The following is a 13,946-nucleotide window of genomic DNA, read 5'->3' as shown; positions in this document are numbered from 1 at the left end:
TTCATATTAAATTTTTTCAAAATTTTAATATACCTCTCTTCCTAAGCATTTTCCTATTTGTGTCGCAAGACGGTTTCTTCAAACTCTTCTTTTATCTTTTTTAGTAATTCCTCTCTTGTCATTATATCTAGCGCAGTCATAGCCAGAACTTTGGCTGAAAGTACGGCTGTCTCTTTACCTCTCGTCGAACCTGCGGCTTTCAAAAATTCCAGGCTATGAGGTACTACGTCCTTTTCAGCTATGGCTATGTGGGGATGGATAGCGGGCACGACTTGGCTTACATTTCCCATGTCCGTTGAACCGATGCCTTCTTCTTCGTCACTTATATCGTGATAGCCCAATTCTTTTAAATTAGCTTTAAATACCTCAGCCATAGTTTTATTAGTTACTAGGTTGTCAAAACCAAGTTCAAAATTTCTATATGAAAGCTTTGCTCCAGTTGACAACTCAGCACCCTTGGCACAGGCTATAACTTTCTCCTTTACTTCAAGCATATATTTTTTTTCCTTCGCCCTCACGTAAAAGCGGGCAACAGCTCTTTCGGGAATGATATTGGGAGTATGACCCCCTTCGACAATTATTCCATGGATTCTCGCATCAGGTCTCAGTTGCTGCCTTAAGGCATTGATGCCGTTAAAAAGAAGGATGACCGCATCCAGAGCGTTTATGCCCAGGTGAGGTGAGGCGGCAGCATGGGCTGCTTTACCTGTGTATGTAAACTCCAGGGCTTCCATGGCAAGAGAAGTTGTATATATAGTAGTCCTATTGCCAGGATGTACCATCATGCCGCGTCCATATCATTGAAAATACCTCTTTCTACCAATAGCACCTTCGCACCATCGGTTTCTTCTGCAGGAGATCCTACTAGTATCACTTCGCCGGAAAGCTCTTCAGCCAACGCTCCTAAAGCCACCGCGGCTCCGAAACTTGCAGCTGCAATAAGGTTATGTCCACAAGCATGACCTATTTTCGGAAGAGCATCATACTCAGCTAGAAAGGCTATTTTGGGACCGGGTTTTTGGCCTTTTTTTCTTGCTAAAAAAGCAGTTGGCAGTCCTTCGACTTCATTTACTAAAAAACCATAAGCACTTATTTTTTCCCTCAACAGTTTTGAAGCTTTAAATTCTTGATTTCCAAGCTCTGGATTTTTATATATCTTATCGGCGACTTCAAAAATTTCCTCCTTAATCCTCTCGATAAAAGAAATGACTTTCTCTTTCAATCCTTCCATATCTGTAGCCACTCTCCTAATCTAAAAAAATTTTATTCATATGATCCTTACGCAGTTTTTCAAAATTATCTTTATACATCGATATGGCCCTTTTCATAGTTATTGGAACGGTATTTCAGCCCTATAAAAAAAGCTTTCATCAAGATCTTGTATGAACATACTACAGTCTATTGTCTGACAAACAGCATTCAAAAATGATAAGAATTCGCTTTCAGTCAAAACACTCCTATAATCAGTTTTAAGATTATGACCTTTTTTGTTAACCGATATTATAATGATTAGAATGCTATGCTCTAAATTGATAGACAAGTCCAAAACGGTTTCTTTGACATATTGTAGTAAATACTTGACTAATGAAGACACAATATAAAATATCAGTATATAGTTTCCTCTAGGCCTAGCAGAACTATCATCGCTTACTTTGACATTTATCCAATCATTCAGTTTCCTGTTATGCAACCAGTTTTTTAAATCTGCTTCAAGTTTTTTCGGTTCAAAATCCACAATGCTTGTCGGTAATGTTTTCAGGTATTCGAGGTACAAATCCTCAATTACTTGAATTGCATCCAATATATCGGAATTACCGACCACTCTGCTTTTTTGTTTTAGAATAGCAAATACAAATTTGCTTATCTCCCTTATACTATCTAAATCCATTTTATTTTGCTTAAGCTTTTCATTTGTTGATTTCAGGATATTCTGATATAATATATTTCTTTTTTCAAGCGCTTCCTTAAGCATCTCCTTTTCCCGCTCAAGATTGTAATATTCTATTGCCTGTCTTATTATAACTTTAAATTCTTCCTCCAATTTCCACGGTTTTGTAATAAATTTGAAAATATCGACTTGGTTTATTGCAGCCAATATCTGAGGCAGCTGGGTATAACCCGACAATACAATTTTAACTGTCTTTGGGTATTTTTCCTTGACAATTTTTAAAAGCTGCAGACCATCCATTCCGGGCATTCTCATATCCGTAACTATGACACTTATTTCATTTTCTTCCATTATTGCAAGGGCTTCCTCTGCACTCATAGCAAAAAATGATGTATAATCCTCGTCAATAAGTCCCCTCTTTAGTGAATTGAGTATCTCTTTGTCATCATCCACAAACAAAACTGAATTGCCCTTCATATATAGCTCCCTCCAACACTGTATTTTTAAGAAAAATTGCAGTTTCCCAGCGGCATTAAATACCTTAATGAATTTCGTCAACTACTTTATCGCAGTCTTCCTTGCAGAGGCCAAGAAAATCAAATGCACCTGCGTCTAAATCAATTTCTAAATTTTCCCCTAAATATCTTCCTGCATAATAGTCCGCAATATGTACCACAGACACTATTTCCCTGTATATCACCCTACTGTCTGATGGAGAATGGTGAAATAGTGCCGATTCTATAACAGGATATGTAAAGTCAAGATGGTCTAATATATACCCTCCGATTTTTTGGTGTAAGGTCTGCATATTTGCTTTCACTTCATCATTATCATCTGTAAATATAGACAAAACAGCATATCTTCCAATATCATGAAGCAATCCTGCAATTAAATATATATCGCTTAAATCTTTCTTTAACAGGCGCCTATAAATTAAATCCGTTATCCTGTTAGTAAGCGTTGCATGCTTAATCAAAAGCTCTTTGTTTACGCTCGGGTTAATTTTGTTGATATATCCAAACATTACGGCAGCTAAAATAATATTCTTTATATTAAACTCACCTAAGCGACCGGTGGCTTCCTCTATTGAGCCAACCTGTGCTTCCCAAAAAGAAGAATTCACAATATCTAATGTATCCCTTTCCAGCCTTTTGTCTTCAGCTACTTTTTTTAGTGCTTTTTGAGTATCACTTACTTGTTCTAGCGCAAAACTTAAACCCTCATAAAGACCTTTTTCTCTTAAAGTATCAATGATTGAGCTTATACCTTTCAGCGTTTCCTCACTATTGAGTATCTCTCTTGCCCCTATTACCTGTTCGATTGTCCGAATAAAATTCTCATTGTCCCAAGGCTTAAACATGTATAATTTTGCTAAATTATTCTGTAAAGCGTCATTAAACAGTTTTTCCTCCGCGTAGCCGCTCAAAATGAGCCTTATAGTAGAAGGATGCTTTTGTTTCACTCTTTTCAACAGTTCATACCCATCCATTGTAGGCATCTTCATATCGACCACTATTACGTCAACTTTTGTATTATCCAATATTTTAAGCGCTTCATCTCCGCTATCTGCTGTATAAACATAATAATCACTATCAAGGTATAATCTTCTAATTGCTTTTAATATTTGCTTCTCATCATCTACAAACAATAACGTCTTACTCATTCTATACCCCACCCAAAAGCAAATCTACAACATCCATCAATTAGGATAGTTACTTTGCTGGATGATTTGTGTCCATCTGCATTTGTCAATCCTGCCTATTGCTTTTCTCGCCTCTTCCAGATCCTGTCTCGCTTCTTCATACCGTTTCAAAACGTAAAAAAGTGAATGCCTTCTGTAAAAACCTTTGGCCGCCTCATAGTCAGACTCTAACTGTAAAGCAAGTTGTATGGATTCTTCATACATTTGTAAAGCTTCAGCATAGTCTCCCATATTCGCCAATATGATGCCTTTAAGGCGCAACGCTTTTAGTTTCTTCATATCGTTCTTAGATTCCATCGCTGCAGATATAGACTTATTACAATATTCCAAAGCAGTATCCAGATTATTGCTTTGCAGTTCGTATATACTGCGGTATCTATAGTAATCGCTAATATAGGATATTTCTTCAGCATCTGTAAATATCTTATATGCGTTTTCCAGCATACCTGGAACCTTTTCGTAGTTTCCAAGTTTTAAATTCAGTCTTGCGATACCTAAATAGTTGATTGCCGCTTCAACCGGCAGTCCTTGGCTTTCCGCTATCTCCAGAGATTTGTTATAATACTCGAAGGCTTTAGCAAAATCTCCAATTTCATACATCAAATCTCCCATATTCAACTGAGCAACACACAATTTATACATTGATGATATTTGATATGCTTTTTCCATAGACTCCATAAATAGTTGCTCAGCCCTTCTAAATAATCCTTTTTCTAAGTATAGTATCCCTAAATTAATACTGCTGGATATATAATTTGCAAGGTTTGATATCTTTTTTGAAAGCTCAATGGACTTGTTAAAATATTCCTGAGCTTTTGATATCATTCCCATTGTATAAAAAACAATCCCCAGATTGATGGATTCATTGGCCATTATTCTAAAATTATTTATTTTCTCAGCGTAATTATAGGCTCTATTCAGATAAAAAAGAGCATTTTCCATGTCTCCTCTGGTGTAATACAATATCCCGGCCAGGTTAAGAGTCTCTGCAAGAGTTTCATAGTCTTTGTTCCTGAGCAGAATTTCTTCAGATTTCTCCGCTATTTCCAAAGCTTTTGGATTTCCTTGCTTTTGAAAAATGCTACACTTCTGCTGAAGCAGTTTGCCGTATAGGCTGCTGTTCCGCCTTATCCTTTGTTCAATTTCTTCAATTATTTTTAGCGCTTCATTATATTGGTCCTTTTCTTCGTAAACTTTCGCAATCATAAGCTTTATTGAATAAATATCATCCGCCATTTCAGCGATCTTTAAGGCTAAATTTAAATATTCCAGAGCCCTGTCATACTCGGCCATTAAAAAGTATATCTCTCCGATATCCATATATGCATGTAAAGCCTTTGAATCGCTCGGCTCATCGCTTCATTCTTTATCGCCTGAAGATACCTGTCGTAGTATTCCAGGGCGCTGTCGTAATTAAAGTCTCTTTTATACTTCTCGGCAGTTTTTCGATAGTACTCCTCCGCCTTCTTATTTAATCCTGCCGCTTCAAAATGCATACAGAGGATTTCATAAAAGTATTCCAGTTCCCCTCTATACCTCGACTCTATCATTTCTCCCAGCTTTCTATGGTAGTACTGTTTATTTCTGTTCAGGATGCTGTTGTATATAACCTCTCTGGCCGTATCTATTTCAAACATGTAGACCCTCTCAACTGCTCCCGAAGTAATTCGAACAGATTTCGGAGAAATTATATTCAATTGAACTGGAAGTTTTATCAGTCTTTCCATTTCATCCTCATCAACATCCAGCAAACTTCTTACCCAGGATAAGTTAAATTCCTTTCCTATTACCGAAGCAGCCTCCAGAAACCTTGTGGTCGCTTCATCCAGCCCCGAAAGGTTTGATAAAATAATGCTTTCCAAATTACGTGGCAGTGAAATTACTCCCTGCAAGTTAAAGTAAACGGTATTATTCTTGATTACAAATTTTCCTTCCCTTTTGACAGCATTAACAAACTCCCTTACATATAGCGGATTGCCGTTCGTAAGCTGATATATCTCATCGTTTAAGCCTCCATCAATATTTTTGCAGCCAAGTAACTGGCATATTTGAAAGCTGACCCCTTCTTTGCTTAGTTTTTTAAGTTTCAAGGTATAAATTCTATCGGGACTTATAGTATTAAACGCTTCTATTTCATAAGTGGAGGTGAAAATGAAGGTGGTTTTTATATCAGGCAGTAGTTTTATCAGTTCTACCAATATGTCAACAGACACGGAATCTGCAAATTGTATGTCATCTACTATAAAAACAACTTGCTGATTCATGCAAAGACCTTTTATAAATATAGAAAGCTGGTTTATTAATTCTCTTTTTATATCATGGTATTCCATAGAATTCAATATATCCTGAAAATCCTTGCTTCTGTCCAAACCCATAACAAAGGCTAAAAAATCATAGTTCCTCTGAACTTCATCTTTGCTACGGCCCTTCAAAATATAACCTACGTAAGACATAAGTCTGGCTTTTTTTGTATTATTATCGGTTTCCAGATTGACATCGATCACATTGTATAAAATGTTGGAAATCAAATGGTATGCTTTTCTCTGGTAGGTGGGGTCACTATTTATCCATATCTTTTTTATATTATTATTTAAATCTGATGTGAACTTTTTTATAAGGCTTGTCTTACCAATACCCACCTCGCCTAAAACGAATATAACCTTAGAACTTTCAGCATCTCTAAAAATGGTATTGAGCAAATTTATTTCATGGTCCCGCTCTACAAGCTGAATATCATCTTTACCGTAATCTTTTGCAATACCAATAGGAACATAGCATTTTACAGGTTTCTCTTTGTTTTTGACCACAATCTCCCTTGGATCCGAATAGTTGATCACATCTTTTGTGGCTTCATAAACCGATTGGGAGACAAGGATTTCTCCCCTCGCTGCACTGGACTGGAGCCTCTGGGCCGTATTTACAGTATCACCAATTACCGTATAATCTTTGTCAAAATAGTTGCCTACGCTTCCTGTGACCGCAAGGCCGTAGTTTACTCCAATCGACAGGCTGAGGTTCACTCCCTTGTCGTGAAGCACTTCTTTCGAAAACTTATTTATAAGTTCCATCATTTTCATTGCACATACCACAGCCCTTATGGGATCGTCGGCATGAGGATACTTGGCACCGAAAAGGACCATTACAGCATCTCCTATGTATTTGTCTATAGTGCCTTCCAGCTCATAAACAGGTTTTGTGATATAATCAAAACAATCATTAATTATTCCGCGAACCTCTTCAGGTCCATTTTTTCAGATAGTGCTGTAAAGCCCGATACATCTGCAAACAAAACCGCTACATTCTTTCTACTCTCTGGCAGTATATCAAAATTTTGTATGGAGCTCCGTTCGCCTTGACTGCCAATTTTTGCACCGCAGTTGAAACAGAACTTTGCCATCATTGGGTTCGGAGAGCCACACACTTTGCATTTCAAAGGAAATTTCATGCCGCATAAGCTACATTCTTTACTATCAGAACTGGGTAATTTGTATCCGCAATTAAAACATATCATATAATATACCCCCGTTTTTCTTGTCTCGTCATGCCCTCAAACTTTACACCGTTTAATTTAATTATAACATATATTAAATCAGCTTACACAGGTAAAAAAACAATACCATGAGGAGAAAGATAATAACCAACAGCATTATAGCAGAATTTCCGAAATTTTTCAGTGTGGAAAGAAAGATAAAATGAATATATTAGAAGAAAAAACAGTTTTTTTTTTTGTTTTTTTTTTTCTTAATCTTGACAAATAACTATTTTCGTGTTATTTCATAAATAACAAAAATTTAATAATACAATGTCGATAAGGGCACACTTATCGAAAGGTAAGGTCGCAAAGCCATGGGTCTAAGGGAATGAATATTCCTATGATCGCCAGGCTGCCGAAACATTATAATTGCAGTTTATTGTGCTGCTGCAAAAATAGGCGCCTGGGGATTACCCATAGGTGCCTTATTTATTATTCAACACAAAAACAATTTTAAAGAAGGAGGTGAAATCCATGAAAAAAAGAGTACTGTTATTAGCGTTGGTGTTTGCGCTTTTATTTACAAGTTCACATGTTGTTGCTGCTGAAAAATCCGAAGCTGTAATTACAAATCAATCCGTTGTTGCAGCTGAAGAACCTGTAGTTATAAAGATACCATAACGGTTACCCAGGACGGCGGTAGATATCAGATAGGTTTTATAGAAGTTGAATTTAAGAAGGATTGCCTTGAAGCTGATAAACTTCCAGTAACCTTTGAGGTGAAAATCTATGCTGAAAATGGAAAAGGATATATCGAATTTTCACCGGACATACCACATTTCATCAAGAAGGTACATATTAGAGTAGATGATTACAAAGGATTGCTGTATGATGTAGCAAAAGGTGAAAACATCTACGTAAATTACAAACACAAGCATTTTACTGTTGAACATTTCTCCAGATTTTGCTTTGCCAGGTACTAAGTAATAATAACACGGGAGGTGGCCTACCTCCTTCTATTTTTCTATTGATACTACTTGTTTAGAAACGAATAAATAGATATACCATTTAAGCCTTTATTCAGGAAATAAATATGAGGTGTGACTATGTGCTTCGATTATTTGCTATTAGGCCATTTGCTGGGAGACCTCACTTTTCAGACAGATACCATTGCAGAAAATAAAGCTAAAAATTGGAAATGGAATCTCTACCATGCTTTCATTGTAACAATTTGTATGCTCGTTTTTGCGATTCCTTTTGGCACTCTCATCATGGGTTGGTGCTTATAAACGGTGTTCTTCATTTTATCATTGATTTTTATAAATTTAAACTGCCTTGCAAAAGTCCCTTACATTCTTTATTTTATTTTGTGGCAGACCAGTCTTTACACCTTTTAATTATCTGGTTAATCTCAACTTTTTACAAAGGAGAGCCTTTCTATTTTCCTGTTGTTAAGGAGTTGCCCGGCCTTCTGATCACTCTTGTTTTAGTAACATCTGCTGCATCTATACTGATTCAATACATACTCAGATTAATGTTTCCTCCCTCTAATGAAAGTTTTTTTATAATTGGAAATGAAAAAGTTGCAGGCATCATAACAAGGCTCTCTATATTTTCCTCACTTTATTCTTCCTTGTATTTTGGGAAACCATTACTGTTAATTATTTTGGTAATTCTTGCAGCCAAAACTGTATATTATTATAGATACTGGCATCCTTTAATTACTCCAGCTTATTTTTATACTGGGCTTTTAATGGATTTTCTTATACCAGGAGCAGCTTTTATTATAAATTATTTATAAAACACACAATTCCAAACGGAAGTGGGGTGCAGTAAGTTGTGAATACCTTTAGAACGCTAGTTGTATCGAATCTGCCGAAAAATATAGAAATTTTCTCACTATAATCGAACAAAACTATGAAAACACACTGGTATTGTCAGATGTATCAGAGCTGCAAAAAGAACTGATGTCTAACGAAAAGACTATTAATGTCATTTTTATAGACAATATGCTGTTGGACAAAATAACCGACAGTTTATCCTCTATACTTGAACTCGAGAACAACTTCTGCATAGTACTGTTTGAAGAATATGTAAGTACCTATGAGAAAAGGTCCTTCATATACGATGAATTGGAATGTAACGATATATACAAAATAAGTAATTTTTTAATAAGATTGGAACGTGAATTGAACCGCAAGGCTCAACTCCTCTCTTTTCAAGATGAAATAAAGAGGTTTTATGATATTGGAAAAAAACTATCATCTGAAAAAGACCTCATGACATTGCTGGAATTAATCATTGAGACCTGTATGGACATAACCTCATCAGATGCCGTGACCATATATGCCATTATAGACAGCGATAGCGGTGAGTGGTCCTATTATGATAAAAACGCTAAAAACAAAATGCTAAAATTCATAATAGCTAAGAACAACAGCATAAAACTAAATTTGGAATCAATGACATTTCCGATTTCAAAAAACAGCATTGTTGGCTACGCCGTAATATCCGGAGAGCCCCTTCGAATTGATAACGCTTACTGCATACCAGAAGGCGCTGATTATCAATTTGACAGAAAATTTGATAATCTCACGGGCTACACGACTAAATCAATTCTTACAATACCTATGAAGGACCACCAAGACAGGGTATTGGGAGTAATTCAGTTGATCAATAAAAAGCAGGGCAATATCATTATCCCATTTAGCCTCAATGATGAAATGATTATTCACTCATTGGCGGGCCAAGCTGCAGTAGCCATAGAAAACAGCATACTCTACAAAAATATGGAAACCCTTTTGGAACAATACAGACAAACGATTTGCGAAGAAATTACCAAACGAAGGCTGGCAGACGAAGAAATACACAAACTGTTGAGCGCCGTTGAACACAGCCCTGTCTCGGTCGTAATTACGGACATAAATGGAACCATTCAATATGTAAATCCCAAATTTACTGAAGTGACAGGCTATACTTACAAGGAAGTCATAGGTAAAAATCTTAACATTTTAAAATCAGGAAAACACACAAAAGAGTTCTATTACAACTTTTGGAATACAATATTGTCGGGTAAAGAATGGAGTGGAGAATTCTACAATAAGAAAAAAAATGGAGTGTTCTACTGGGATTCGACTCTTGTATCACCATTAAAAGATGAAAACGGTTCTATAAAGTATTTTATTGCTGTCAAGGAAGATGTCACCGAAAAGAAGTTACTCGCTCAAAAACTTGAAGAAAAAAATAGGGAGTTGCAGGAAACAATAAAAAAGTTAAACGAAACTCAGACACAATTGATACAACAGGAAAAGATGGCTGGAATCGGCAATTGGCTGCAGGAGTTGCTCATGAGATCAATAACCCACTAGGATTCATTATGAGTAATTTTGAAGTATTGCAAAAATATGCAAACGTACTAAAAGAAACTTTACTATATTATAAAGATTTCATATCTGCCTATCAAAGCTTAAACTTTGAAGAAGCGAAACTGAAAATCGAACATATTAAAAATTTTGAGAAAAAAAACAAAATGGACTTTATATTAGAAGACTTGTCCGAATTATTCCATGATACAAACATCGGGCTTGAACGGGTGAAAAATATAGTAAATGCTTTAAGGTCCTTCTCCCATATTGACCAATTGAACAATTTCGAGGAATATGACCTGAATGAAGGAATACGAACTACTTTACTTATAGCAAAAAGTAATCTGAAACATGACATAAATATTCGTGAAGACCTTGGCAATATCCCTTTAATACCAGCAATAGGAGGGGAAATAAATCAAGCTATATTAAATATAATTATGAATGCCGCTCAAGCTATCAGAATGAAAGGTATTGACAGCGGAGGAATCATCGAAATAAGAACTTATAATGATGAAAATTATGTATATTTAGAAGTCAAAGATAACGGCATAGGGATCGAAGAGAAAAACCTGAACAGAATTTTTGAACCTTTTTATACAACAAAGCCTATCGGAGAAGGGACAGGATTGGGATTAAGCATCACATATGATATAATTGTAAAAAAACACAATGGCGAAATCTTAGTTGAGAGCAAATACGGTGAAGGCGCCAAATTTGTCATTAAACTTCCTATTAAAAGAATTGAAAAAGATTCTATAATGAAAGATTAAAAGAAAATTTTATAAATTGCTCTCACCTATGAAGGTGAGAGCCCTTATTTTAGCTTGAAACTCCCTTTTTCCACTCTAAACTTAGACACATGGGCATGTACTTTAATATAAAAAGCGTGAGTCTCGAAATTGTACAAAAAAGTTTACTAATAACCGTAAAACTTTTATTAAAATTTTAATATACACCGATTTTTTTAGTGGTATAATAGTAATGTAATATTTTATACCCTATTGATTAATTTAATATTTGCCACATGGGGTGCCGGCGTAACCGGCTGAGAAAAAGGTGTTGCCTTTTAACCCATCGAACCTGTTAGGTTAGTACCTGCGTAGGGATGTGGTCATCCACCATGGCTATAATCCCCATGGTTTATTTATTTTTTTAAGGAGGTTTTTATTATGACACAATTGGAATACGCCCTTTCAGGTATTGTTACAAAAGAGATGAAAATAGTTGCAGAGTATGAAGGACTTGACGAAGAATTTATTTTAGAAGGAGTTAAAAAAGGCGAGATAGTCATACCCTCAAATGTCAATCACAAAAATCTTATTCCCAAAGGCATAGGAAAAGGTTTAATGACAAAAGTAAATGCTAATATTGGAACATCTGATGCCTACCCTGAAATTGAAAAAGAAATTGAAAAGTTAAAAGTAGCTTTAAAAGCTGGAGCAGATGCGGTAATGGATTTAAGCACAGGGGGCGACATTAACCAATCACGTAGAAAAATACTTGAAAATTCCCCTGTCCCTGTAGGTACTGTCCCCATGTATCAAGCAGCTGTAGAATCTATAACCAAATACGGCAGCATTGTAGCTATGCCTGAAGAATTTATTTTTGAAGTTATAGAAGAACAAGCAAAAGACGGAGTTGACTTTATTACAGTCCACTGTGGTCTAACATCTGAATCATTGAAAAAGCTTAAAGACAACGGCCGAGTGATGGATGTAGTAAGCCGCGGTGGCTCCTTTACAATTGCTTGGATGCTCCATAACGACAAAGAAAATCCTTTGTACAAACATTTTGATAGGCTCCTTGATATTGCTAAAAAATATGACATAACTCTAAGCTTAGGTGATGGACTACGTCCAGGTTGTCTTGAAGATGCTACAGACGCAGCACAAATTCAAGAACTTATAATCCTTGGTGAGCTTGTCAAAAGGTCTCGCGAAGCAGGAGTCCAAGTTATGGTAGAGGGACCTGGACATGTGCCAATTGACCAAATTGAAGCAAATGTAAAACTTCAAAAACAGCTTTGTCATAATGCTCCTTTTTATGTGCTTGGCCCTATTGTGACTGATATAGCTCCTGGTTATGACCACATAACTTCAGCAATCGGAGGAGCAATTGCAGCAGCTTCTGGTGCTGATTTCCTCTGCTATGTTACACCCGCTGAACATCTCGGGCTTCCAGATAAGGAAGATGTCAAAGAAGGCGTTATTGCAGCAAAAATTGCTGCCCATGCCGCGGATATAGCAAAAGGCATAAAGGGGGCTAGAGAAAAAGATTTGGCTATGACCAAAGCAAGAAAAGCCTTAGAGTGGGATGAGCAAATAAAGCTTTCTATAGATCCTGATAAAGCTTTTAAATATCGCGTCAACAAAAACATATCTACAGCCAAAACTTGCAGTATGTGCGGAAAATTTTGCGCTATGAAAATTGTCAGTGAGTACCTTGGAACTTCAGCTATAACATGTTAATATAATTGCCATATTTATAGCCCCCTAATGTTTGAAAAAATGTGAGTGAGCAATTGCTCTCTCTTTTTTTGATTTTTAATAAGATTCAGATTATTCTAGCTGTCTGATAAAATTTTATCAAGTTTTCTTGCAAAAAGTAAAAAAATATAGCAAAATTATAATAAATAACGTATTCATCTTAAAAATATGGAGGGAAGTATTATGGAGGTAATTGAATTAGCTGCTCATTTAATGGCATTATCAGCAAGAACAGCACCTAAAGCAGCTGGAAAAGACTTTATAGAAACAAAAGTTATTACCGGTGAAGACCTCATAAGATTAAAAGAGGATATGATGAAATATGGCGAAGAATCCGGAAAGAAAAATTTTGACAGAGACGCAAAAAACGTCGCTAGTTCAAGTGCAGTACTTTTAATTTCATTAAATAAACCAGAAAAAGTTGGACTAAATTGCGGTGCCTGCGGTTATAATCTCTGCACTAATCTAAGGGATTTTAGAGAAGGTACAGAATTCGCAGGTCCCATATGTGCATGGAGGCTCATCGACTTAGGAATAGCAGTAGGGTCCGCAGTTAAAACCGCCAGTATTTTGAATGTAGATAATCGAATTATGTATAGAATAGGTGTAAGTGCAAGAAGGTTAAAATTAATTGAAGGAGAAATTGTTATAGGCATTCCTCTTTCTGCGACAGGTAAGAACATATACTTCGATAGATAAAAACGCCAGGACTAACCTGGCGTTTTTTAAAATGACATAGCTGCTTTTACAATATCCTCCGCTGTCAAACCATAATGTTTTAAAAGTTCTTTAGGTGAACCTGACTGGCCAAATTGGTCTTTTATACCTATTCTCTTTACCTTTACTGGGTATTCTTCTGAAAGACTTCTGCCACAGCAGACCCAAGCCCACCTATTATGCTGTGCTCTTCTGCTGTTATAACTTTGCCCGTCTTTTTAGCTACTTCTACTATTAAATCTTTGTCTATCGCTTTATGGTGTGGATGTTGACCACCGTCGCCTCTATCCCTTCTTCTTTTAGTTTGTCTGCT

14 protein-coding genes, 1 pseudogene and 2 riboswitches are annotated in these 13,946 nt (G+C 36.2%); of the genes and pseudogenes, 7 read left to right on the top strand and 8 right to left on the bottom strand.

The window, feature by feature from the left end; genetic code table 11:
* Positions 1–53: 53 nt before the first annotated feature.
* The 7 genes from JCM7501_RS16755 to JCM7501_RS15310 all read right to left on the bottom strand — a co-directional run bounded on the left by JCM7501_RS16755 (position 54) and on the right by JCM7501_RS15310 (position 7,101).
* Positions 54–782 (bottom strand): peptidase dimerization domain-containing protein, encoded by a 729-nt coding sequence (locus tag JCM7501_RS16755; RefSeq protein ID WP_256201440.1) that lies wholly within the window; start codon positions 780–782, stop codon positions 54–56.
* Positions 782–1,231 carry a M20/M25/M40 family metallo-hydrolase gene (locus JCM7501_RS16750; protein WP_256201439.1) on the bottom strand — a complete coding sequence of 150 codons (450 nt, stop codon included), beginning with the start codon at positions 1,229–1,231 and terminating at the stop codon, positions 782–784. Before JCM7501_RS16750 ends, JCM7501_RS16755 begins: the two co-directional genes overlap by 1 nt.
* 99 nt (positions 1,232–1,330) lie before the next feature.
* The gene (locus tag JCM7501_RS11495; protein WP_256201443.1) at positions 1,331–2,341 is read right to left on the bottom strand and encodes a response regulator; all 1,011 of its coding nucleotides are present in this window, start codon (positions 2,339–2,341) and stop codon (positions 1,331–1,333) included.
* An 88-nt stretch (positions 2,342–2,429) separates the two neighbouring features.
* Positions 2,430–3,551 (bottom strand): response regulator, encoded by a 1,122-nt coding sequence (locus JCM7501_RS11490; RefSeq protein WP_028992538.1) that lies wholly within the window; start codon positions 3,549–3,551, stop codon positions 2,430–2,432.
* Between the two features lie 36 nt (positions 3,552–3,587).
* Positions 3,588–4,883: a tetratricopeptide repeat protein gene (locus tag JCM7501_RS15320; RefSeq protein ID WP_256201438.1), complete on the bottom strand. Its 1,296-nt coding sequence runs from the start codon at positions 4,881–4,883 to the stop codon at positions 3,588–3,590.
* The gene (locus tag JCM7501_RS15315; protein WP_256201442.1) at positions 4,883–6,790 is read right to left on the bottom strand and encodes an adenylate/guanylate cyclase domain-containing protein; all 1,908 of its coding nucleotides are present in this window, start codon (positions 6,788–6,790) and stop codon (positions 4,883–4,885) included. The genes JCM7501_RS15320 and JCM7501_RS15315 overlap by 1 nt, the downstream gene beginning before the upstream one ends.
* A gap of 20 nt (positions 6,791–6,810) precedes the next feature.
* Positions 6,811–7,101: a double zinc ribbon domain-containing protein gene (locus JCM7501_RS15310; protein WP_256201437.1), complete on the bottom strand. Its 291-nt coding sequence runs from the start codon at positions 7,099–7,101 to the stop codon at positions 6,811–6,813.
* A 292-nt stretch (positions 7,102–7,393) separates the two neighbouring features.
* Positions 7,394–7,482, top strand: a riboswitch (cyclic di-GMP riboswitch).
* A gap of 114 nt (positions 7,483–7,596) precedes the next feature.
* Here JCM7501_RS15310 and JCM7501_RS15305 point away from each other — a divergent pair.
* From JCM7501_RS15305 to JCM7501_RS11455, 7 genes are all read left to right on the top strand, one after another.
* Entirely contained in the window at positions 7,597–7,743 is a 147-nt protein-coding gene (locus tag JCM7501_RS15305; RefSeq protein WP_256201436.1) for a hypothetical protein, read from the top strand.
* Positions 7,744–8,168: 425 nt separating this feature from the next.
* Positions 8,169–8,351 (top strand): DUF3307 domain-containing protein, encoded by a 183-nt coding sequence (locus JCM7501_RS11475; RefSeq protein WP_054644880.1) that lies wholly within the window; start codon positions 8,169–8,171, stop codon positions 8,349–8,351.
* Positions 8,342–8,863, top strand: a complete 522-nt coding sequence (locus tag JCM7501_RS16310) for a DUF3307 domain-containing protein (protein ID WP_054644879.1) — start codon at positions 8,342–8,344, stop codon at positions 8,861–8,863. The genes JCM7501_RS11475 and JCM7501_RS16310 overlap by 10 nt, the downstream gene beginning before the upstream one ends.
* Positions 8,864–9,029: 166 nt before the next feature.
* Positions 9,030–10,430 (top strand): PAS domain S-box protein, encoded by a 1,401-nt coding sequence (locus JCM7501_RS15300; RefSeq protein WP_256201435.1) that lies wholly within the window; start codon positions 9,030–9,032, stop codon positions 10,428–10,430.
* Positions 10,391–11,200, top strand: a complete 810-nt coding sequence (locus JCM7501_RS15295) for a sensor histidine kinase (RefSeq protein ID WP_256201434.1) — start codon at positions 10,391–10,393, stop codon at positions 11,198–11,200. The genes JCM7501_RS15300 and JCM7501_RS15295 overlap by 40 nt, the downstream gene beginning before the upstream one ends.
* Positions 11,201–11,445: 245 nt before the next feature.
* Positions 11,446–11,553, top strand: a riboswitch (TPP riboswitch).
* Between the two features lie 46 nt (positions 11,554–11,599).
* Entirely contained in the window at positions 11,600–12,898 is a 1,299-nt protein-coding gene (thiC, locus tag JCM7501_RS11460) for a phosphomethylpyrimidine synthase ThiC (protein WP_028992534.1), read from the top strand.
* Positions 12,899–13,099: 201 nt separating this feature from the next.
* On the top strand, positions 13,100–13,615 hold the full coding sequence (locus JCM7501_RS11455) for a ferredoxin domain-containing protein (RefSeq protein WP_028992533.1): 516 nt from the start codon (positions 13,100–13,102) through the stop codon (positions 13,613–13,615).
* A gap of 26 nt (positions 13,616–13,641) precedes the next feature.
* On the opposite strand, the pseudogene JCM7501_RS12805 reads toward JCM7501_RS11455, so the two are convergent.
* Positions 13,642–13,946, bottom strand: a pseudogene (locus tag JCM7501_RS12805) (transketolase C-terminal domain-containing protein); the annotation flags it as partial.

The sequence above is a fragment of the Thermoanaerobacter thermocopriae JCM 7501 genome (genome assembly GCF_001310975.1).
GTDB classification, from domain to species: Bacteria; Bacillota; Thermoanaerobacteria; order Thermoanaerobacterales; family Thermoanaerobacteraceae; genus Thermoanaerobacter; species Thermoanaerobacter thermocopriae.
Note: the sequence above shows the minus strand (reverse complement) of the source record. Positions and strands in the feature narration are given on the sequence as shown.